19 protein-coding genes are annotated in these 20,270 nt (G+C 65.3%); 8 read left to right on the forward strand and 11 right to left on the reverse strand.

The genetic code is table 11. From position 1 onward, the window contains the following. Positions 1–112 precede the first annotated feature (112 nt). The gene (gene hpnA / locus OKW29_RS17445; protein WP_184073459.1) at positions 113–1,123 is read left to right on the forward strand and encodes a hopanoid-associated sugar epimerase; all 1,011 of its coding nucleotides are present in this window, start codon (positions 113–115) and stop codon (positions 1,121–1,123) included. Between the two features lie 134 nt (positions 1,124–1,257). After that, positions 1,258–1,824 (forward strand): hypothetical protein, encoded by a 567-nt coding sequence (locus OKW29_RS17450; RefSeq protein WP_187630212.1) that lies wholly within the window; start codon positions 1,258–1,260, stop codon positions 1,822–1,824. 92 nt (positions 1,825–1,916) lie between these two features. Here OKW29_RS17450 and OKW29_RS17455 read toward each other — a convergent pair whose 3' ends face one another. After that, positions 1,917–3,089: a glycosyltransferase gene (locus OKW29_RS17455; protein WP_429291911.1), complete on the reverse strand. Its 1,173-nt coding sequence runs from the start codon at positions 3,087–3,089 to the stop codon at positions 1,917–1,919. Beyond that, positions 3,089–3,955, reverse strand: a complete 867-nt coding sequence (hpnC, locus tag OKW29_RS17460; protein ID WP_429291912.1) for a squalene synthase HpnC — start codon at positions 3,953–3,955, stop codon at positions 3,089–3,091. The genes OKW29_RS17455 and hpnC overlap by 1 nt, the downstream gene beginning before the upstream one ends. Before the next feature lie 376 nt (positions 3,956–4,331). Here hpnC and ispH point away from each other — a divergent pair, with 376 nt between their 5' ends. Then, positions 4,332–5,276, forward strand: a complete 945-nt coding sequence (gene ispH / locus OKW29_RS17465; protein WP_090808097.1) for a 4-hydroxy-3-methylbut-2-enyl diphosphate reductase — start codon at positions 4,332–4,334, stop codon at positions 5,274–5,276. Between the two features lie 10 nt (positions 5,277–5,286). After that, positions 5,287–6,441 (forward strand): adenosyl-hopene transferase HpnH, encoded by a 1,155-nt coding sequence (gene hpnH, locus OKW29_RS17470; RefSeq protein WP_018423996.1) that lies wholly within the window; start codon positions 5,287–5,289, stop codon positions 6,439–6,441. Positions 6,442–6,583: 142 nt separating this feature from the next. Here the strand turns inward: hpnH and OKW29_RS17475 are convergent, their stop codons facing one another. Beyond that, positions 6,584–7,186 (reverse strand): MlaC/ttg2D family ABC transporter substrate-binding protein, encoded by a 603-nt coding sequence (locus tag OKW29_RS17475; RefSeq protein ID WP_184073454.1) that lies wholly within the window; start codon positions 7,184–7,186, stop codon positions 6,584–6,586. A 211-nt stretch (positions 7,187–7,397) separates the two neighbouring features. On the opposite strand from OKW29_RS17475, the gene OKW29_RS17480 reads away from it, so the two are divergent. Both OKW29_RS17480 and OKW29_RS17485 read left to right on the forward strand, forming a co-directional pair. Beyond that, positions 7,398–10,013 (forward strand): MMPL family transporter, encoded by a 2,616-nt coding sequence (locus tag OKW29_RS17480; RefSeq protein ID WP_429291913.1) that lies wholly within the window; start codon positions 7,398–7,400, stop codon positions 10,011–10,013. A 2-nt stretch (positions 10,014–10,015) separates the two neighbouring features. After that, the gene (locus OKW29_RS17485; RefSeq protein ID WP_429291914.1) at positions 10,016–11,035 is read left to right on the forward strand and encodes an MlaA family lipoprotein; all 1,020 of its coding nucleotides are present in this window, start codon (positions 10,016–10,018) and stop codon (positions 11,033–11,035) included. 126 nt (positions 11,036–11,161) lie between these two features. Here the strand turns inward: OKW29_RS17485 and OKW29_RS17490 are convergent, their stop codons facing one another. Continuing rightward, a complete protein-coding gene (locus tag OKW29_RS17490; protein ID WP_090808106.1) occupies positions 11,162–11,647 on the reverse strand; it encodes an acyl-CoA thioesterase in 486 nt (161 codons plus the stop codon). Between the two features lie 296 nt (positions 11,648–11,943). Here OKW29_RS17490 and OKW29_RS17495 point away from each other — a divergent pair, with 296 nt between their 5' ends. Both OKW29_RS17495 and OKW29_RS17500 read left to right on the forward strand, forming a co-directional pair. Then, positions 11,944–12,402, forward strand: coding sequence for a hypothetical protein (locus tag OKW29_RS17495; RefSeq protein WP_429291915.1), 459 nt, complete (start codon positions 11,944–11,946; stop codon positions 12,400–12,402). Further along, on the forward strand, positions 12,399–12,620 hold the full coding sequence (locus OKW29_RS17500; protein ID WP_429291916.1) for a hypothetical protein: 222 nt from the start codon (positions 12,399–12,401) through the stop codon (positions 12,618–12,620). Before OKW29_RS17495 ends, OKW29_RS17500 begins: the two co-directional genes overlap by 4 nt. A gap of 55 nt (positions 12,621–12,675) precedes the next feature. On the opposite strand, the gene OKW29_RS17505 is transcribed toward OKW29_RS17500, so the two are convergent. The 7 genes from OKW29_RS17505 to OKW29_RS17535 all read right to left on the reverse strand — a co-directional run bounded on the left by OKW29_RS17505 (position 12,676) and on the right by OKW29_RS17535 (position 19,801). Continuing rightward, on the reverse strand, positions 12,676–13,434 hold the full coding sequence (locus OKW29_RS17505; protein WP_184030923.1) for a phosphorylase: 759 nt from the start codon (positions 13,432–13,434) through the stop codon (positions 12,676–12,678). Between the two features lie 3 nt (positions 13,435–13,437). Further along, on the reverse strand, positions 13,438–15,516 hold the full coding sequence (shc, locus tag OKW29_RS17510) for a squalene--hopene cyclase (protein ID WP_429291917.1): 2,079 nt from the start codon (positions 15,514–15,516) through the stop codon (positions 13,438–13,440). Next, a complete protein-coding gene (hpnE, locus tag OKW29_RS17515; RefSeq protein WP_429291918.1) occupies positions 15,513–16,781 on the reverse strand; it encodes a hydroxysqualene dehydroxylase HpnE in 1,269 nt (422 codons plus the stop codon). The genes shc and hpnE overlap by 4 nt, the downstream gene beginning before the upstream one ends. Positions 16,782–16,785: 4 nt before the next feature. After that, positions 16,786–17,634, reverse strand: coding sequence for a presqualene diphosphate synthase HpnD (hpnD, locus tag OKW29_RS17520; RefSeq protein WP_429291919.1), 849 nt, complete (start codon positions 17,632–17,634; stop codon positions 16,786–16,788). A 238-nt stretch (positions 17,635–17,872) separates the two neighbouring features. After that, positions 17,873–18,823: a sensor domain-containing diguanylate cyclase gene (locus OKW29_RS17525; protein WP_184057708.1), complete on the reverse strand. Its 951-nt coding sequence runs from the start codon at positions 18,821–18,823 to the stop codon at positions 17,873–17,875. Next, positions 18,820–19,443, reverse strand: a complete 624-nt coding sequence (locus tag OKW29_RS17530; RefSeq protein ID WP_184031036.1) for a chemotaxis protein CheC — start codon at positions 19,441–19,443, stop codon at positions 18,820–18,822. The genes OKW29_RS17525 and OKW29_RS17530 overlap by 4 nt, the downstream gene beginning before the upstream one ends. Next, positions 19,436–19,801 (reverse strand): response regulator, encoded by a 366-nt coding sequence (locus OKW29_RS17535; protein WP_090808122.1) that lies wholly within the window; start codon positions 19,799–19,801, stop codon positions 19,436–19,438. Before OKW29_RS17535 ends, OKW29_RS17530 begins: the two co-directional genes overlap by 8 nt. Between the last annotated feature and the right edge of the window lie 469 nt (positions 19,802–20,270).

A 20,270-nucleotide genomic window follows, 5' to 3' on the forward strand; every position in this document is an offset into this window, starting at 1 on the left:
AGTCTTTCAAGCCGGCATTCTAGTCGCGTCGCGGCGAGCGCGCTCGGCAACGCCCATCCTTTGCGCGCGCCACGTACAATCCGTCGACCGTCACGCAGGAAATGGAAACAGAATGACCGAACAGCATCGCGATCTCGTGCTCGTGACCGGCGCGTCCGGCTTCGTCGGCTCGTCGGTGGCGCGCATCGCGCAGAGCAAGGGCTTTCGCGTACGCGTGCTGGTGCGCGCGACGAGTCCGCGCAAGAACGTCGAATCGCTCGACGCGGAAATCGTCGTCGGCGACATGCGCGACGAAGCATCCATGCGGAACGCGCTGCGCGGCGTGCGCTATCTGCTGCACGTGGCCGCCGATTATCGGCTGTGGGCGCCGGACCCCGGCGAGATCGAGCGCGCGAATCTCGAAGGCACCGAGGCGACGATGCGCGCGGCGTTGAAGGAAGGCGTGGAACGCATCGTGTATACGAGCAGCGTCGCCACGCTGAAGGTGACGAGCTCCGGCCAGTCCGCCGACGAAACCTCGCCGCTTCGCGCCGACCAGGCGATCGGCGTCTACAAGCGCAGCAAGGTGCTCGCCGAGCGCGCGGTCGAGCGCATGGTCGCCGAGGACGGTCTGCCCGCGGTGATCGTCAATCCATCGACGCCGATCGGCCCGCGCGACGTGAAACCGACGCCCACCGGGCGCATCATTCTGGAGGCGGCGCTCGGCAAGATTCCCGCATTCGTCGATACGGGGCTGAATCTCGTGCACGTCGACGACGTCGCCGCCGGTCATTTCCTTGCGCTCGAACGCGGCAAGATCGGCGAGCGCTATATTCTGGGCGGCGAAAATCTGCCGTTGCAGCAGATGCTCGCCGATATCGCGGCGTTGACCGACCGCAAGGCACCGACACTGAGCCTGCCGCGCTGGCCGTTGTATCCGCTCGCGATGGGCGCGGAAGCGGTCGCCAAGTTCACGAAGCGCGAACCTTTCGTCACCGTCGACGGACTGAAGATGTCGAAGAACAAGATGTATTTCACGTCGGCGAAGGCGGAACGCGAGCTGGGGTATCGGGCGCGGCCTTATCGCGAGGGGCTCGCCGATGCGCTCGAATGGTTCCGGCAGGCGGGGTATCTGAAGCGGTGATCAAGGGACAAGTGAACGGTTAAGTGAAGGGCTGAACAGCGGCCGTAAGCATTTTGTTACAAGTCCCGCGCCGGCGACGGGTCCAAGCCCGCGCGCAGCAGGTAAAATCGCGGGTCCTACCTGAGAAACCTCGCATGAATCTTCACGAACAGCTCGGCGCGCTGGAAATGGGCGTCGATCAGCTCATTCAGGCTGTCGTGGCCACGCAGGCCGAGAACACTCCCGAGACAAGCGCTGACGCTGCGGCATCGCCCGCGGCGGTGGAGCATGCCGCGCACGAAGCAGCGGCGCAAGCGGCAGCGGAACAGCCCGCGAGCACCGAAGCAAACGCAGAAACGCACGCCGAAGCGATCGATAAGCCGGCCGCCCCGCAGTTCCAGCCGACGCTCGAAATCAACCGCCCCGCGCGCGACGAAATCACGATGACGATCGGCGACCAGACCGTCGCGCTACGCCCGGACCAGATCAGCCGGCTGATCGAGGAACTGTCGAACGCACGGGCGTCGATGACGCCGGAGCAGCCGCAAGGCATCCCGCCGGGATGGCAATTCGTCTCGACGAAGAATCCGATGATGGCCGTGCAGAAGCAGTCGAACGGCGACCGCTTGCTGGTGATGCGCCACACCGGCCACGGCTGGGTGCCGTTCACGTTCTCGCCGGACATCGTGATCCAGATGTACATGATGCTGACGAACGCGTGATGAAACGCGCGTACATAACAAAAGCGGCCTGGAGCCGCTTTTTTTTACGCCTGCCTTCTGCAATCGACGAGCGCATCGGCCATCGACAGACTTCAGCGCTCCTGCACCGGCGCCTGCACGCGCGCCTTCCACTGCCCACCCTTGCCACGCCAGTAGCGCACCGCCGATGCGAACGTTGCGCCGACATAGAACAGCGCCACGAGCGGCAGAAACGGCGCCCACAGCGGTGAGCGCCGGTAGTAGACGAGCATCGGCGCATAGGCGCAGCACATTGCCGCCCACGCGATCCAGGCCGGCCAGACGAGCGGCCCGAGGATCAACGCCGCGACCGGCGGCAACAGATAGATGATCGCCATGCCGACGAGCGTGCCCGCGAGCAGCAGCGGCGAGTAGCGCAGCTGCGTGAACGCGGTGCGCGCGATCATGTTCCAGATGTCGCGCCAGCTATCGTAGGGACGCAGCGACACGCTCTTCGCCGCCACATCGAGCCGGATCGGATGACGGCCGGTGCCACGATGCTTGATGCGCGCGGCAAGACTGCAATCGTCGATCAGCTCGGCGCGGATCGACTCGATGCCGCCCGCTTCCTCGAGCGCCGCGCGGCGCACCAGCATGCAGCCGCCCGCCGCGGCCGCGGTGCGGTTGCGTGGATTGTTGACCCACGCGAACGGATACAGCTTCGCGAAGAAGAACACGAAGGCCGGAATCAGCGCCTTTTCCCAGAACGAATCGCAGCGCAGCCGGACCATCAGCGAGACGAGGTCGCGCTTTTCGGCATCCGCGCGCGCGACGAGCTGCGTCAACGCCTCGGCGGGATGGCCGATGTCGGCATCGGTCAGCAACAGGAATTCGGCCGGCAGATCGAGCGTGCGCACCGCTTCGATGCCCTGCGACTGCGCCCACACCTTGCCAGACCAGCCTGGGGGCAACGGCTTCGCGCTCAGCACGGTGAGGCGCTCCGGACATTGCAGCCGCAGCGCTGCGGCACGCGCGGCGTCGGCGGTGCCGTCGGTGCTGTGATCGTCGACGACGATCACGTGGAACGCGCCTGCATAGTCCTGCTCGAGCAGCGACGTGACCGCCTCGGCGATTACGTCGACTTCATTGCGCGCCGGTACGACGGCCGCGACGGCCGGCCATGCGTCGCGCGCCGTGATGGCCAGCGGCGCGGCGGGGCGCGCGCGCCAGAAGCCGCCACGCGCGAACAGCAGCACGCACCAGATCAGCAGGGAAACACACGAAAGAACGAACAGGACCGCCGCCATTAAGCATTACCCTCGATTGAGCGCGCCGCCATGCCGACGCGTCTGGATAGTCGCATTTTCAGGGTGCGCCCCGCCACCACGCACCAGTCGAACAGATTGAGGACCGGGCGCGCGCGGAACACATCGTAATCCGCGCGCTCGATGCGCTCGAGAAACCGAAAGCCTGCATGCACCGCGCCGCACAGCTCGATGCCGAGCCGCCCCGGCATGCGCAGCGCGAGCGGTGCGCCGCGGACCAGCGTGGCGCGCACGAACGCGATTTCATACGCCATCAGCGCGCGCCACGCATCGTCGACGACACCATCGGCAATCTGCGCCTCGGTCACGCCGAAGCGGCGCAAATCGGCTTGCGGCAGGTACACGTGCTGTCGTTGCCAGTCGGCGGTGACGTCGAGCCAGAAGCTGATCAGCTGCGACGCCGTGCAGATCGCGTCGGCGTCGGCAAGATTGTGCGGCGTCGCCGCCCCAACCAGATGCAGCAGCAGATGCCCGACCGGATGCGCCGAGCGGCGGCAATAGTCGACGAGCGCGGCGCGATCCGCATAGCGATTCGTATCGATGTCCTGCGCGCACCCGTCGAGCAGATCGTAGAACGGTTCGAGCGGCAGCTCGTATTGCGCGATCACGCCAGCGAGCTTGCCGAACAACAGCGCATGCACGGGCGCGGCGCGCCGTTGCGCGATCGCGTCGAGGCCGGCGCGGAAATCGGCCAGCCGGGCATGCCGCTCGGCGGCGCTCCACTGGCCTTCGGCGGAGATATCGGCCGCAGTGCGCACGACCTGATAGATAATACCGACAGGCGCGCGTAGGGCCTTAGGCAGCAACACGCTCGCGATCGGAAAGTTTTCGTGCTGATCGACGTCCATCCAGCGAGCCTCGAAACCATTCTGTAATACAGCGCGATGTCCGCGCGGCAAGGATCGGTAGTTTAAGGGTTCCGCCGTGACGGTGCAGTGTGCGGTCATGGTCGGGCGCGTTACGAGGCAATCCCGCGCTGACTCCTTACATCGTTGTAACGCTCGCCGCCCCGGTCCTCCGCACGGCCCGGCGGCTGCGGCAAGCGGCCAACACACGGGCCGCAGCAAAAAGCAAAGTGGCCCCGATAGCGTTAGAATGCGCGTTTGGTTTTGCTGTACCGGCCGGTCGCCGGGGCTCAAGACGTCAACTAATCAAGATGAGCGCGGCGATAAAGTCAGTTTCACGACTTCTTCGAAACCCGCGTTAGTCGGAGTTCGCCAACTTATGCGAGTCATCCTTGCTCAGCCCCGCGGCTTTTGTGCGGGCGTTGTCCGCGCAATCGAAATCGTCGATCGTGCGTTACAGCAACACGGCGCGCCCGTGTATGTCCGCCACGAGATTGTCCATAATCGTCACGTGGTCGACAATCTGCGCCAGAAGGGCGCGCGTTTCGTCGAGGAACTCGATGAAGTGCCGCAAGGTGCCGTCGCGATATTCAGCGCGCATGGTGTTGCGCAGACCGTCGAACGTGATGCCGAAGCGCGCGGCCTCGACGTGCTCGACGCAACCTGCCCGCTCGTGACCAAGGTGCACGTACAGGGTCGTCAGTACGTGGCCGCCGGCCGCACGCTGATCCTGATCGGCCACGCCGGCCATCCCGAAGTGGAAGGCACGATCGGCCAGATCCCCGGCACGGTGCTGCTCGTGCAGAGCGAGGCAGAAGTCGCGAAACTCGAGTTGCCGGTCGATGCGCCGCTCGCCTACGTGACGCAAACCACGTTGTCGGTCGACGACACGCGCGGCATCATCGATGCGCTGCTGCGCCGCTTTACCGACATGGTCGGTCCCGACACGCGCGACATCTGCTATGCAACGCAGAACCGCCAGGCGGCGGTGCGCGAATTGAGCAAAGAGGTCGATGTACTGCTGGTGGTCGGCGCGACCAACAGCTCGAACTCGAACCGGCTGCGCGAAATCGGCAGCGAGAGCGGCGTGGCGAGCTACCTCGTCGCCGACGGCTCCGAAGTGAAGCCGGAATGGTTCGCCAACGTGCACACGGTCGGCATCACGGCCGGCGCGTCGGCGCCCGAAGAAATGGTCGAAAACGTAATCGATGCGCTACGCGCATTGGGGCCCGTCGATGTCACGACGATGGCGGGCCGTGAAGAAAAAGTCGAATTCAAGTTGCCATCGAAACTGATGCAACCACTCGCTGCACGCGAAGTTTAAGGAGGACGCCTTGTCTATTCCGCTGCTACAGAAAGTCCGCGTCGGCGCATACATCATGCGCCAGCATCTCTCCGGCAACAAACGCTATCCGCTCGCCCTGATGCTGGAGCCGCTGTTTCGCTGCAATCTCGCCTGCAATGGCTGCGGCAAGATCGACTATCCGGATCCGATTCTGAACCAGCGTCTGTCGCTGGAAGAATGCCTGCAGGCCGTCGACGAATGCGGTGCGCCGGTCGTGTCGATCGCGGGTGGCGAGCCGTTGCTGCACAAGGAAATGCCGCAGATCGTCAAGGGCATCATGGCGCGCAAGAAGTTCGTGTACCTGTGCACGAACGCGCTGCTGATGGAAAAGAAGATGGACGACTACGAGCCGAATCCGTACTTCGTGTGGTCGGTTCACCTTGACGGCGACAAGGAAGCGCACGATCACTCGGTGTCGCAGGAAGGCGTGTACGAGAAGGCCGTGGCCGCGATCCGCGAAGCGAAGCGCCGCGGCTTCCGCGTCAACATCAACTGCACGCTGTTCAACGACGCGCAGCCGGAACGCGTGGCGAAGTTCTTCGACACGTTGGGCCCGATGGGCGTCGACGGCATCACGGTATCGCCGGGTTATGCGTATGAGCGCGCGCCGGATCAGCAGCACTTCCTGAACCGCGACAAGACCAAGCAGCTGTTCCGCGAAATCTTCAAGCGCGGCAACAACGGCAAGAACTGGTCGTTCAGCCAGTCGGCGATGTTCCTCGACTTCCTCGCGGGCAACCAGACCTACGAATGCACGCCGTGGGGCAACCCGGCGCGTACCGTGTTCGGCTGGCAAAAACCGTGCTATCTGGTCGGCGAAGGCTACGTGAAGACCTTCAAGGAACTGATGGAAACCACGGACTGGGACAAGTACGGCACCGGCAACTACGAGAAGTGCGCGGACTGCATGGTCCACTGCGGTTTCGAAGCGACGGCCGTGATGGACACGGTTGCGCATCCGCTGAAGGCGCTGAAGGTCAGCATGCGCGGCCCGAAAACCACGGGCGCGTTCGCGCAGGACATTCCGCTCGACAAGCAGCGTCCCGCCGAGTACGTGTTCTCGCGTCACGTCGAGATCAAGCTCGAAGAAATCACGCGCGCCGGCAAGGGCAAGAAGGTGGAGACCGCGACGGCCGCGCACTGAGGCGTTCGACAGGAGAGCGGCCGCGCGCCGCCCCTCTATTGCGCCTGATCGTTAGCGCAAGCAGCTCGAAAAAAAGCGCGGTGGCCAATCAAGGCCACCGCGCTTTTCTTTTACCGATTGAAACTTCTGTCGACCGACCCGCTTACGCGCCGCGCGCATTATGCGCGGTCAGGAATTTGATCAGCCCGTCGATGCCGCCTTTGGCGATCTGGTCGGCGAACTGCGTCTGATACACCTGGATCAGCCACGCGCCCATCATGTTGATGTCGTAGATCTTCCAGCCCGACGGCCCCTTGGTGAGCCGGTAGTCGATCGAGTCATCGCCGCCGTTGCTGATCACGTGCGATTGCACGACGATGTCGGTCGCGCCGCCTTGCACGCTGACCGGCGCAAACTGGAACTTCACGTCCTGGTCGCGCAGTTGCGACAGCGATGCGGCATAGGTACGCGTGAGCAGCAGCGTAAACTGCTCGTACAGTTGCTTCTGCTGCTCCGGCGTCGCGGTCGCCCACGGCTTGCCTACCGCGATACGTGTGGTGCGCTGAAAGTCGGTGGCGGGCAGGAAGTGCGTCTGGACGACCTCGGTGATCTTCGCCATGTCGCCGCCGCGCGCCTGCGGGTCAGCCTTCATTGCAGTCACCGTGCCCTGGACTGCACTTTTTACCACCGCGTCGGGTGCGCTCTGCGCAAACGCCGCCGTGGATACCACGGCCGCAGCCACAAAAGCAGTCAGATATCGTTTCATACGCTTGTCATGACTCGAAAGAAGTAGCGCCGACGGGCCGCAGCCCCGCGGCTAAAGAGAGGTACACCAGTATAGCGGGGATTACGTTCCCATCCGGACGAAGCCGTCAGGAGCCGTACTTGCTACCGAAGTCGGGCTTGCTTGCCCGGGCTCTGTATACTTATGCACCTTCGTCAAAAACAACACCCGTGATAAGGCCACGTCCGCCTACATGCTGAAGTCATCTATCGTCCGTCTCGTCGCGTATTCGGTGCGTCATCCGCTCAGGATCATCGCGCTGTCGATCGTGCTCGCTGTCCTGAGCGGCATATACGTCGCGCATAACTTCAAGATCAACACGGACATCAGCCGTCTCATCGAGACCGACAAGCAATGGGCGGCAGTCCAGAACGCGCTCGACGCCGCCTTCCCCGACCGTGGCGACACCGTGCTGGTGGTGGTTGAGGCGCGCGCGCCCGAATTCGCCGACGCCGCCGCCAACGCGCTGACCGCCGCGCTCAGAGCCGATCCGAAGGAGTTCACGTCGGTCTCGCAGCCCGCCGGCGGCCCCTTCTTCGAACACAACGGCCTGCTGTTTCTGTCCACCGACGAGGTGATGTCCACCACCTCGCAACTCGTGCAGTCGCGCCCGCTCGTCAATCAACTTGCGCATGATCCGAGCCTGACCGGTCTCGCCGGCACGCTGACTACGACCCTGCTGCTGCCGCTGCAACTCGGCCAGGTCAAACTCCCTGACATGAGCCGGCTGCTTGCGCAAAGCGCGAACACGCTCGATCGCGTGCTGGCCGGCCAGCCCGCCGCGTTCTCGTGGCGCGCTCTCGTCGATAAAAGCGCCGCCACCGATCCGGCGCGTTCGTTTGTCGTCGTGCATCCGGTCGTCAACTACGACGCGCTGGAGCCGGGCGCGAGCGCGTCGAGGGCGATTCGCGCAACCGCGGTCTCGCTGCATCTCCAGGAGCGCTACGGTGCGACGATCCGCCTGACCGGCGAGCAGCCACTCGCCGACGAGGAGTTCGCGTCAGTGCAGGACGGTGCGGTGCTGAACGGCATCGGCACTTTCATCGTCGTCCTGATCATTCTGTGGCTCGCGCTGCGCTCGGGCCGCATGATCGCGGCCGTGTTCATCACGCTGTTCGTCGGCCTCGCGATTACGGCCGCGCTCGGCCTGTTGATGGTCGGCGCGCTCAACATGATTTCGGTCGCGTTCATGGTGCTGTTCGTCGGGCTCGGCGTCGATTTCGGCGTGCAGTTCGGCGTCAAGTATCGCGAGGAGCGCAACCGCGACGACCGGCTGTCGGCCGCGCTGATGCACACTGCGCACAGCATCGGCGTGCCGCTCACGCTCGCGGCCGTGGCAGTCGCGCTGAGCTTCTTCTCGTTCCTGCCGACCGCTTATCGCGGCGTGTCGGAGCTTGGCCAGATCGCGGGCGTCGGCATGTTCGTCGCGTACTTCACCAACATGACCTTGCTGCCAGCGCTGCTGAAGCTCTTCAATCCGCCGGGCGAAGTCGCCTCGCCCGGTTTCAAGCAGCTCGAGCCCGTCGACGACTTCCTCGACCACCATCGCAAGCCGGTGTTGATCGGCACGCTGCTCGTCGTGATCGGCGCGACACCGCTGCTCACGCACCTGCGTTTCGACTTCAATCCGCTGCATCTGAAGGACCCGCACACCGAGTCGATGGCAACGTTGCTGTCGCTGAAGGATTCGCCCGAAGCCGCGGTGAACAACGTGCAGGCGCTGGCGCCGTCGCTTGCCGACGCCAACGCGATGGCCGAGCGACTGCGCAAGCTGCCGGAAGTGGGCCGCGTCAACACGTTGAGCACCTTCGTGCCGGCCGACCAGCAGCAGAAGATGATGCTGATCGCGAGCGCCGCGCAACAGCTGCTGCCGGCGCTGCAACAGCAGCCCGCGCCGCAAGCCACCGACGAGTTGCGCGTCGCCGCATTGAAGCGCGCGGCGAATCAGTTGTCGCTCGCGGCCGAGGACCATCCGGGCCCGGGCGCGGCGGACGCGCAGCACCTGTCCGCGACCTTGCAAAAGCTCGCCGCCGCCGACGCCGCCACGCGCGACCGCGCCGAAGTCGCGATGTCCGACACGCTGCGCATCGCGTTGAAGCAGCTTGAGAACCTTCTGCAGCCGACCGAAATAACCCAGCAGACCCTGCCGCCGGGCATCACCGCGATGTGGATCGGCAAGGGCGGTCATGCGCTCGTCGATATCGCGCCGAAGGTGCCGCCCGGCGTCGATCCAAACGACGACCAGATGCTCGCGCGCTTCGCGCACGCGGTGAAGAGGGCGGAGCCGGGCGCGATCGGCGGACCGATCTCGATCCTGCATTCGGCCAACACGATCATCAAGGCGTTCCTGCAGGCGGCCGTCTATGCGCTGCTGTCGATCGCCGTGCTGCTGTGGGTCGCGCTGCGCCGTGTCGGCGACGTGCTGCGCACGCTGGTGCCGCTGCTGGTGTCCGCGATCGTCACGCTCGAACTGTGCGTGGTATTCGGCATGCCGCTGAACTTCGCGAACATCATCGCGCTGCCGCTGATGCTCGGCGTCGGCGTCGCGTTCAAGATCTACTTCGTGATGGCGTGGCGCCACGGCCAGACCGGCCTGTTGCAGTCGAGCCTCACGCATGCGGTGCTGTTCAGCGCCGCCACAACGGCCACCGCGTTTGGTAGCCTGTGGCTGTCGCACCATCCGGGCACGTCCAGCATGGGGAGGCTGCTCGTGCTTTCGCTGTTCTGCACGCTGATCGGCGCAGTGGTTTTCCAGCCGGTGCTGATGGGCAAGCCGCGTCAACGTCGCGGGAAGCAAAAAGGAATATAAGCATGAAGCTGCGTAACACCGCGCTGGCGCTCACCGCCGCGGGTCTCATTTCCGGCTGCGCGACCGCTCCGGATCGCAAGCCGGGCGATCCGTTCGAGCCGGTGAACCGGGTGATCTTCAATTTCAATGACGGAGTCGATCGCTATATCGCGGTGCCGGTCGCGAAGGGCTACCAGAAAGTGACGCCGCAGCCGCTGCGCACCGCCGTCAGCAATTTCTTCTCGAACCTCGGCGACCTCACCAACGCCGCAAACGCGCTGCTGCAACTGAAGATCACCGATGCGACCGAAGACATCATGCGCTTCGCGTTCAACTCGGTGTTTGGTATTGGCGGCCTGCTCGACTGGGCGACGCCGGCCGGCCTGCCCAAGCATCATCAGGACTTCGGTCTGACGCTCGGGCATTGGGGCATTCCGTCGGGTCCGTATCTGGTGCTGCCGCTGTTCGGGCCGAGCACGGTGCGCGACAGCATGGGGCTCGTCGTCGATGTGAAGTTCAATCCGCTGAACTATATCGAACCCGCGACCCGCAATCCGCTGTACGTGCTGCAGTTCGTGAGCACACGTTCGGATCTGCTCGGCGCGACCACCCTTCTGGAGCAGGCTGCGCTCGACAAGTACTCGTTCGTTCGTGATGCCTTTTTGCAGCAGCGCCTCGCGCGGCTGCGCGGCACGAGCAATAACCCTCCGCCGCTGCCGAACTACGACGATCACGGCGATACGGGCCCGGCTGCCGCCCCAGCGGCAGGCGCGCCGGCGGGCGGCCTGCCGAATTACTCCGATCCGGGCGATGTGCGCGAGACGCCCAATGGCGCTTCGGGAGCGGGCGGCGCGGCCAAGGGCGCGCCCGGTGCGCTGCCGAATTACAACGATCCGGGTGAGTCCTCGCCGGCGCCCAATGGGGCTTCCGGTGGAGCGACCAACGCGCCCAGCGGGGATCTGCCGAACTACACCGATCCGGGTGACAGTGGCGCGGGCGCTACGCCAGCCGTGCCTGCTGAGCCGGCGTCGGCCCCGCAATAGCGCTCCAGGGGATCTGGGCACGTCGATCCAGCGCTCCAAGGCACAGCGGGCGCCCTCGATGGGTGCCCCGCGGGAAGTACAGCCAAACGTCGCCCGACCAAGCCCGCGGGCAGCGCTGCAACCCGCTCAGTGCAGGCTCTCGACCTCGCTGCGCGCCGCGCCCCGATCTTCCTCGACCGCCGCGACTGGTGCCGTTTGCGGCACTGGCTTGGAGTTCGCGCGATAGTGAGCGAACTGCTCGTCCGCATAACGGATACGCGTGCGGCCATGTGGCACCGGATCGCCGTTTTCGTCGAGATTGACGAATACCATTTTCTCGACCGTCAGAATGCTCTTGCGTGTGATCTTGTTGCGCACTTCGCAGCGCAGCGTGATCGACGTGCGGCCGAAATGCGTGGCGGTCATGCCCAGTTCGATGATGTCGCCCTGGCGTGCCGAACTGACGAAGTTAATCTCTGACATGAACTTGGTCACGACGCGCTGATTGTCCAGCTGAGAGATCGCGTAGATCGCGGCTTCTTCGTCGATCCAGCGTAGCAGGCTGCCGCCGAACAATGTCCCGTTGGGATTCAGGTCTTCGGGCTTGACCCATTTTCTCGTGTGGAAATTCATTTGGTACTCCGTGTCTGAGGCTCCCGGGAGGGCGCGTCATGCGCCGGAACCTAAGGGTTAACACTAGCATTGTACCAAAAGTAGGGGTTTTCCCTAGTATTTCAAAATTGCATAATTAATCGTGCTGATAGTCTTGGGGGCTCACGATGGACCACCGCTAGTGGTCAACCGCTTCGGGCGATGGCTAGGAGGCACGTCCATCATTGTCCCGGCAGTTTTTAAGAAGTCGCTGATTGGTTCGGGCTCGGTCGGTATCTAACGTTGGCATCCCCAACTACGACGGAGGCAGACAATCTATGAATTCGGTCACTTGTGGCAACTTCAGGAGTGCATTTGCAGCAAATACGAACGCGTTGGGCCTTCCTTCGCCGAGCAGCCTGTTCGGCACTCTCGAGACGGCGACGTCCAATATCACGGCCATGCTCAACGCGCTGAAGACACTTGGACCTAGCGCAACGGTTGCCGAGTTGATCGGCGCAACAACGACACTGGAGGCGCTATCCGTCGCTGGCGCGCTAAGTGCGGCGTTCTACGTCGGTGCATGCATCGGTTCGCTGATCGTCGCGACCAAGGCAGCGATAATGTGCGGCACCAGCAGCGCGGCGGTCACTGCGCGAATTGCAACGGCCCGCCTCGGATTGGTCGTTCCAGAGTCGATGCTGGCATTCATCCATCGCCATCCGGAAGTGCTGACAAACAGGCCAGCGCGCCGGCACTACGCCTGTCTGGCGCTACATCGAGCTGAATTGGTATGAATTGGATCGTCGATAAAGTGGCGCTTCTGCTCGCCGCTATCGCCTGTGCGGCGATCGCATGGGCGCTGATTCGCTACAGCGGCCAGTGGTTTCCGCTGCTACTGTTCATACTGGCATTTGCGGGGCTTTACGCAGATAACCAGCGGCTGCGCAACCGCCTAAGGGACCTGGGCGAAGACTCGAGTCGCCGCTCCAGGGGTAGGTCACGCCCGCGCTAGCGACTTGCTGCCGGCCCCAGACGCAGTCGGGATGGCTAACCGCCATCCCCGTCGCTCAACTGCTGACGCCCGCGATCCGTAGCGCGCCGCCCTTTCCCAAGGCCTCCCGCGCCTCGACCAGCGTAGTCCGCGCGGCGCGCGCATCACCGGCGAGTCGCAGCAGCGCGCCGAGTTGCGACGGCTGCCGCAGCAATTCGCGCAGAATTGGCCCGAGGGCGGTGCTGCCGTCGTCGCGCAAACCAGCGGTCGCGGCCGGCGGCAGCGTGCGCCAGGCCGGATCGACGATCGCGCGACACACGGCGAACGGCAGACCGTGAGCGGCAGCGGTCGCGCCAGCGATGTGCGATTCCATATCCACTGCGAGCGCGCCGGTCGATTCGTGCAGCGCGCGTTTGTCTTCGGCGGTGATCAGCGGCGCGGCGACTGCCGCCATCGCGCCACGGCGCAGACGTCCCGCGAGCCCTTCGGCCGTCCTGACGTTGGTCACGGCGGCGGCAATCCGCTCCGCCCATTGCCGATCCGTGTCGATACGCCCGAACGGCCCATGCACGGCATCCGCGACGATCAGCGCCCCCGGCTGCAGATCCGGCGCGAGCCCACCCGCCGTGCCGAAACTGACGATCCCCGCCGCGCCGCGAGCGACCGCCGCGTTCAGCGCGCGCTCGAGCAGATCGGCTCGCGCCGCGTACACGACTTCGACGCGCACGCTGCCGTCGCCGCGTGCGATGCGCGCCTCGAACGCCATGCCCGTCACGACGATCACCGGCAAGCTGCTATCGCCCGTCCCCACGGACGGCGTCATCGACACGGACATCCGTCACATCCCGACCGTGACGCGCGTGAGCCCATTGCGCTTCAGATGACGGAAGCGCGCGAGCGCCCACAGCGGGAAGAACTTGCGATAGCCGTGGTAGCGCAGATAAAACACGCGCGGAAAGCCGGTCGCGGTAAACCGGGTTTCGTCCCACAGCCCATGCTCGCGCTGCTCACGCTGCAGATAGGCGATACCGCGCGCCACCGCCTCGTGATCGACCTCCCCCGCCGCCATCAGTCCGAGCAGCGCCCAAGCTGTCTGCGACGCGGTGCTCGGCGCACGCTCGTAGCCGCGATAGTCGAGCTTGTAGCTCTCGCCGCCCTCGCCCCAACCGCCGTCGTCGTTCTGGATCGACACGAGCCATTGCACCGCGCGCCGCATGCGCGGGTCGTCGTGTGGCATGCCGGCCGCGTTCAGCGAGCACAGCGCGGTCCATGTGCCGTAGATGTAGTTCAGGCCCCAGCGGCCGTACCAGCTGCCGTCCGACTCCTGCTCCTGCAGCATGTAGTCGAACGCGCGCCGCGCCGGCTCGCTGCTTTGCGGCAGCTCGCCGATCTGCGCGAACATCGACAGACAGCGGCCCGACACGTCCGCGGTCGGCGGATCGAGCAGCGCGCCGTGGTCCGAGAACGGAATGTTGTTCAGGTAGTACTGCGTGTTTTCCGGTTCGAACGCGCCCCAGCCGCCGTCGCTGCTTTGCATGCCGACCACCCATTCGCGCGCGCGGGCAATTGCTTCGCGATCGACATCGGATTGCGTGAGCGCCGCCGAGCGGTGCATCGCCATTGCGACCACCGCGGTATCGTCGACATCCGGGAAATGCGCGTTGTTGTACTGGAACGCCCAGCCGCCCGGCCGCACCTTGGGGCGGCGCGAAATCCAGTCGCCGCGCACGTCGAGAATCTGCAGCGGACGCAGCCACGCGAGCCCGCGTTCGGCCGCCTGTTCGGCGCGCGCTTCGCCGGTTTCGAGCAATGCGTGCGCGGCGAGCGACGTATCCCACACCGGCGACAGACACGGCTGGCAATAGGCTTCGTCGTCCTTGATGACGAGCAGCTTGTCGAGAGACTTGCGAGCGATCGCGCGATGCGGATGATCGGCCGCATAGCCGAGACCGTCGTACATCATCACCGAGTTGGCCATCGCCGGGAAAATCGCGCCGAGGCCGTCCTCGCCGTTCAGCCGTTCGTCGACGAACGCGACCGCCGCACGGATCGCGCGCTCGCGGGTCGCCTTCGGCAACAGGCCATCGACCGCGCGCAGCACCGAATCGACACAACGGAACAGGCCGAACCAGCCCGCGTGCTGATGCGGTGCGCGCTCGTTCATGCCGGTGTTCACCGGCGCGCCGCGGAACAGCTCGTCGATGCGCACCTTGCGCGGATTACGCGCGAGCGGCCGCTTCGCGTTGAGCACCAGCAGCGGCACGATCACCGTGCGCGCCCAGTACGACACCTTCGACAGATGGAACGGGAACCACACCGGCAGCAGCATGATCTCGACCGGCATCATCGGCACCGCGCGCCACGACACCACGCCAAAGAGGGCGAGCAAGATTCGCGTGAACACGTTCACGTGTTCCGCGCCGCCGTGCGCGAGGATCGCGTCGCGCGCGCGCACCATGTGCTCGGCATCGACCGGGTCGCCGATCATCTTCAGCGCGAAGTACGCCTTCACGCTCGCGCTGATGTCGAGCGCGCCGTCGGTGAAGAGCGGCCAGCCGCCGTTCGGCAACTGGATGCGGCGCAGATAACGGGCGATCTTCTGTTCGAGTTCGAGGTTCGGCGTTTCGCCGAGATAGTGGACCAGCAACACGTATTCGGCCGGAATCGTCGCGTCGGCTTCGAGTTCGTAGACCCAATGGCCGTCCGGCTGCTGCGCGGCCAGGATCGCATCGGTCGCGCGCGTGATCGATGCGTCGAGCGGGCTCGCGCCCTGCACGGGCGCCGGCGTTGCGGTTGCCAATGCGTCCGCCACGGCGGGCGCGTTGGCAACCACGGCAGCTTCGGCCAGGTCCGGCGCCGCATCGGCGGCTTCGGGCAGCGCCGCGTCGAGCGGCTGGGTGTGAGATAAGTCGTTCATCTGCGTTCCATCGGTTGATTCAGCAGCGTATCCGCGGCCTTCTGGCCGGAGCGGATCGCGCCTTCGAGCATCGCGGGCAGGCCGGTGGCCGTCCAGTCGCCCGCGAGCAGCAAATTGTTCCAGCGAGTGCGCGTGCCCGCCCGCAATGTCTCCTGCGCGGGCAGCGCGGCAAACGTCGCGCGCGATTCCATCACCACCTGCCAGCGCGGCAGCGGCGCGGCCGGCAGATTGACCGCCTGCGCGACCTCGGCCCAGACGGTCGCCGCCAGCACGTCATGCGGCGTGTCGACGAGCCGCTCGGCGCCGTTGAGCGTCACCGACAGGCGGTCGTCGAACGCAAACAACCATTCGGCCGTTCCGTTCAGCAGCGCGGTGATCTGCGGCAGGCCGAACGGCGGCTCGACCGCGAAATGCACGTTGAGCACGGCCGCGAAACGCGTCGGCGCGCGCAGGCCCGGCACGAGAGCCACCGCGGCTTCGGGCGGCAGCGCGAGAATCACCGCCTCGTTCGCGCCGAGCGCGATGCTCTCATCGTCGAAATGCAGCGCCTGCACACGGGCCGGGTCGGCCGCGAACGTGATGTCGCGCAGACGCGAACCGAGCCGGATCGTCGCGCCGCCATGTTGCAGCAGACGCAGCGCCGGATCGACGAACGCGCTGCCAAGACCATTACGCGCGACCAGCGGCCGGCACGCGAGCCCGCCCGCGAGCAGCGTTTCGCGCACGAGCTCGCCGGTCAGTTCGGCCGAGGCGTCGCGCGGCTCCAGATTCAGCAGCACATGCAGCAGCGGCCGCAGCAGCCGTTCCCACAGCGGACCGTGACAGCGCATCGTCTGCGCGACGCTGCGGCCCGGTTTCGCAAACAGCAGCGGCACGAGCGACAGGTAATCGGTCGGGCCCGTGTTCGGCACGCGCGCGTGCACATCGAAAATCCACCACGGCAAACTCCCCGGCGACAGACGCACGCTCCAGCGCGAACGCGTGGCCAGATCGACGAACGGATACTCGGGCTGCGCGGGACCGACCAGTTCGTCGGCGGCGCCGATCGCGCGCACGTAGTTGAGCGTCGCGGCATTGGCCGACAGCACGATGTGATTGCCGCTGTCGAGCGTCGCACCAAGCTTCGCGTCGTAGTACGAACGGCAGCGGCCGCCCGCGTGATCCTGCGCTTCGTGCAGCACGACCCGCGCGCCGCGCCGCTGCAGTTGCACGGCGGCGGCGAGCCCGGCCACGCCCGCGCCGACCACGTGGACGAGCTTCGGCATCAGCTCAGAAAAGCGCGTAACGCGCGACGATCCACAGCAGGCGCAGCTTCGGCTTGCGGACCTTCGTGCGCGGAACGTCGAAGCCGCGCTCCAGCGCGCGCTCGAGCAGCACGCGATAGACGCCCGACATGATGCGCGGCGCGCGCACCTGAGCGCGCGGCTCGCGATCCATGATCGCGTCGGACTCGGCGAAGTGCTGCTTCGCGCGCTCGGCGAGCGTCGCGCAGACGCGCGGCAGCGTCGGATCGTCAGCGATCTGCCGCGGGTCCGTGGCCGCGATGCCTTCGCGCGCGAGCAGCTCGCGCGGTAGATAGCAGCGGTTGATGACGGCGTCTTCGTCGATATCGCGCAGGATGTTGGTGAGCTGCAGCGCGCGGCCGAGATGGTGCGCGAGCAGCCGGCCCGGCTCGTCACGCATCCCGAATATCCTCACCGACAGACGGCCGGCCGCGCTCGCGACGCGGTCGCAATAGAGGTCGAGCGTGGCGTCGTCGGGCGCGCAGATGTCGGCGGCGGCATCCATCGCCATGCCGTCGATCATTGCGTGAAAATCCTCGCGTTGCAGATGAAACGTGTGAATGTGCCGCGTCAGCGCGCGCAGCGACGCGCGTGGCTGGCCGGCGTAGCAAGCGTCGATGTCGGCGCGCCATTGCTCGAGCCCGGCCGCGCGCTCGGCGCGCGGCAGGTCGCTGTCGGCGATGTCGTCGACGGCGCGGCAGAAGGCGTAGACCTGGTACATCGCATCGCGCTGCGCCGCCGGCAAGATGCGCATCGCAAGATAAAACGAGCTGCCGGACGTGGCGGCAGCGGCGTCGATTTCAGTATCGTCCACGACAAGATTGGAAACAGCCAAGACGATCTCCGCTGGAGGCGCCCGCTGAAAGGCGTTCAAAGAGGTTTTTATGCCGACCCGCAGGGCAGTGGGCCCGCGCGCGCGGACACGCGCGAAACATCCGGCTGGGCGGCCGGAAACGGCGAAAAGTATAGCAATCTTTGCCGGTGACCGCAGTTTCGCCGGTCAATAGGGGGACGGGAAGGAAGGGCGCCGGGCGCGGCGCGGCGGCCTCGACCGCGCCGCCCTCGCTAGCGAATCAGGCTCCCGCGAGCCGGAACGCGACCGCGCAGTTGCGGCCCTGACGCTTTGCGCTATAGAGCGCCGCGTCGGCCTCGTTGATCAGGACGTCGTAGGCGGGCACCCCGGCGCGCGCCGTCGCGCCGCCGAGGCTCGCCGTGACCGGCACGCTGGTGCCGATCAGCTCCACCGGCGTTTCCTCGATCACGCGACGGATCTTCTCCGCCACCAGCATCGCGTCGTCGAGCGGCGTGCACGGCAGCAGCAGCGCGAACTCTTCGCCGCCGAAGCGCCCGAAGGTGTCCTGTGCGCGCACCACGCCGGCGACGCGCTGCGCCATCACACGCAGCACCGTATCGCCGACGCCATGGCCGAACTGGTCGTTGATCTTCTTGAAGTGATCGAGGTCGAACAGCAACATCGACATCTCGCCGCCGTAGCGCTGCCAGCGCGTGAACTCGTCGCGCAGCCGCGTTTCGAAAAAGCGCCGGTTCGCGATGCCGGTCAGTCCGTCGCGATTCGCGTACTCCTGCAGCTTCGCAACCGCCTCCTCGCGTTCGCGCTGCACGATGCTCACATGCGTCACGTCGGAGATCGTCACGCACACGGCCACCACTTCACGACCGCGCATCAGCGGCATGAACGTGCAGTCCTGCTGCATGAAGTCGACCCCACCGGTGATCGGCCGGTCGTGATCGAACTTGAACAGATACGGGCGCTGCTCCCACGAGCTGAACGCAAAGCTGCCGAGCTGAAACACGCTCTCGATCTTGCGCGACAGCCACACGCGCGGCAGCTCCGGAAAGTTCTGGTAGATCGAGTGGCCGACCACCTGCTCCGCCGACAGGCCGCTATGGTCCTGCATGAAGCGATTCCACATCAGCACCTTCAGTTCACGGTCGAGCACGAAGATGCCAAAACCGACCCGCTCGACCACGAGGTCGCTCAACGATTCCACGGAGACGTTCATATACTGGACAGCAGCGCATCGAGCGCTTCATTCATGTGACGGATTGATTCTTCGGCCATCAGCATCACCAGATGCGCGCGAAAACTCTGATGTTCGAGCGCGAAATTCACTTCGACGAGCAGCGCCACCTGCCATTGCAGCACGCCGGGCTGGAACACTTCGTCGAGCGTCAGCGTGTCGCCGAGCATGCCCGGCGCGGAAAACACCGGCGTGCGGCCGAGCTGGTCGAGTATCGACGACACGCACGCGCCGGACAGCAGGTTCGCGACGTCGAGCATCAGTTCGCGCTCGCCGACCTCCTCGTAGCTCGAACGCGCGTACGGGTCGCGGACGAGCGAACACAGCTGCGCGATGCTGTCGCTGCGACAGATCACCAGCACCTCGCCCTTGATGTCCGAGCGAAAGCCCTGACGCACCGCGCTGACCGTGTCGTCGATATGGGTCATCTCGCGCAGCGTGCGCGCCGCGTCGCTCACCGCGACCATCCGCACGCGCGGCACCGACAGTTCGATGAACGAATCGAGCAGGCCCGCGAGCCGCGTCGCGGCCCGGCCCATCGCGAGATTGGCGATTTCCTGTAGCGCGTCGCGCTGGTCTTCGGTGAAGGCGGGCTCAGACATACAAGCCGTACTCCTTGAGGATGGGCAGGACCGCCTCCGGCGTCACCGGCTTGGCGATGAACGCGATCGCGCCGAGCTCGCGCACGCGCTGCTGGGCGAGTGGCTGCACGTCGGCGGAAACGACGATCACGAAGGTGTTGAGGTCCTCGTGCTGTAACGCTTCGAGAACCTGGTAGCCGGTCATGTCCGGCATCGTCAGGTCGAGGAACATCACCGATGCCTTGCCCTCGCGATACAGCGTGAGCGCCTCGTGCCCGTTCGTCGCGTAGGACACGTCGACTGCCCAGTCGGGCGGCAGTGCCTTCGTGAGCAACTTGCGGGCGAGCAGCGAATCGTCGGCGATCACAATGGGGAGCATGGCAACGGCGGGTCGGGCGGTTTGGGCGGGTCGGATAAAGGAATCGGCTGGTTCATCTGCGCGCTTTCCGCGCCTGGTTGTGTGCGTATTTCGTTCGTCACGACAGCGGAGGGTGGCACACCTTCGCGTGATGCCGACCGATGCGCGACCAGGTACAGTGGCGCCTGTCGAATTGCAATTGCCTTTGGCGAGAGGGGGTGCGAATGCAGCAGGACGCGTTTGGCGAACCTTGACGATCCGGCGCACAGAGGGGGCAACGGCCCTTTTATCGTGGCGAGGATTGTCGAAGTAAAGTCGCGCAAAAGCAACTCGCCAGAATCGCTGACGGTAACGATCTGTTTCTCTGCTAGGCGAATTTCAGAAATGGATCTATCGTCGAGGCGGACATTTTTTTATCTTTATCCTTTTGTGTACGTTTGCGCTTCCCGATTCGTCGCTGTTTTAAAGCCGCTCTTAAAGAACGGCCGGC

The organism is Paraburkholderia sp. CI3 (assembly GCF_050436505.1).
GTDB lineage: Bacteria > Pseudomonadota > Gammaproteobacteria > Burkholderiales > Burkholderiaceae > Paraburkholderia > Paraburkholderia tuberum.

Bases quoted from the DNA above. Each gene is read 5' to 3' on its own strand.
- hpnA (WP_184073459.1), top strand. From the start codon at position 113: ATGACCGAACAGCATCGCGATCTCGTGCTCGTGACCGGCGCGTCCGGC.
- OKW29_RS17450 (WP_187630212.1), top strand. From the start codon at position 1,258: ATGAATCTTCACGAACAGCTCGGCGCGCTGGAAATGGGCGTCGATCAG.
- OKW29_RS17455 (WP_429291911.1), bottom strand. From the start codon at position 3,089: ATGGCGGCGGTCCTGTTCGTTCTTTCGTGTGTTTCCCTGCTGATCTGG.
- hpnC (WP_429291912.1), bottom strand. From the start codon at position 3,955: ATGGACGTCGATCAGCACGAAAACTTTCCGATCGCGAGCGTGTTGCTG.
- ispH (WP_090808097.1), top strand. From the start codon at position 4,332: ATGCGAGTCATCCTTGCTCAGCCCCGCGGCTTTTGTGCGGGCGTTGTC.
- OKW29_RS17475 (WP_184073454.1), bottom strand. From the start codon at position 7,186: ATGAAACGATATCTGACTGCTTTTGTGGCTGCGGCCGTGGTATCCACG.
- OKW29_RS17480 (WP_429291913.1), top strand. From the start codon at position 7,398: ATGCTGAAGTCATCTATCGTCCGTCTCGTCGCGTATTCGGTGCGTCAT.
- OKW29_RS17485 (WP_429291914.1), top strand. From the start codon at position 10,016: ATGAAGCTGCGTAACACCGCGCTGGCGCTCACCGCCGCGGGTCTCATT.
- OKW29_RS17490 (WP_090808106.1), bottom strand. From the start codon at position 11,647: ATGAATTTCCACACGAGAAAATGGGTCAAGCCCGAAGACCTGAATCCC.
- OKW29_RS17495 (WP_429291915.1), top strand. From the start codon at position 11,944: ATGAATTCGGTCACTTGTGGCAACTTCAGGAGTGCATTTGCAGCAAAT.
- OKW29_RS17500 (WP_429291916.1), top strand. From the start codon at position 12,399: ATGAATTGGATCGTCGATAAAGTGGCGCTTCTGCTCGCCGCTATCGCC.
- OKW29_RS17505 (WP_184030923.1), bottom strand. From the start codon at position 13,434: ATGTCCGTGTCGATGACGCCGTCCGTGGGGACGGGCGATAGCAGCTTG.
- shc (WP_429291917.1), bottom strand. From the start codon at position 15,516: ATGAACGACTTATCTCACACCCAGCCGCTCGACGCGGCGCTGCCCGAA.
- hpnE (WP_429291918.1), bottom strand. From the start codon at position 16,781: ATGCCGAAGCTCGTCCACGTGGTCGGCGCGGGCGTGGCCGGGCTCGCC.
- OKW29_RS17525 (WP_184057708.1), bottom strand. From the start codon at position 18,823: ATGAACGTCTCCGTGGAATCGTTGAGCGACCTCGTGGTCGAGCGGGTC.
- OKW29_RS17530 (WP_184031036.1), bottom strand. From the start codon at position 19,443: ATGTCTGAGCCCGCCTTCACCGAAGACCAGCGCGACGCGCTACAGGAA.
- OKW29_RS17535 (WP_090808122.1), bottom strand. From the start codon at position 19,801: ATGCTCCCCATTGTGATCGCCGACGATTCGCTGCTCGCCCGCAAGTTG.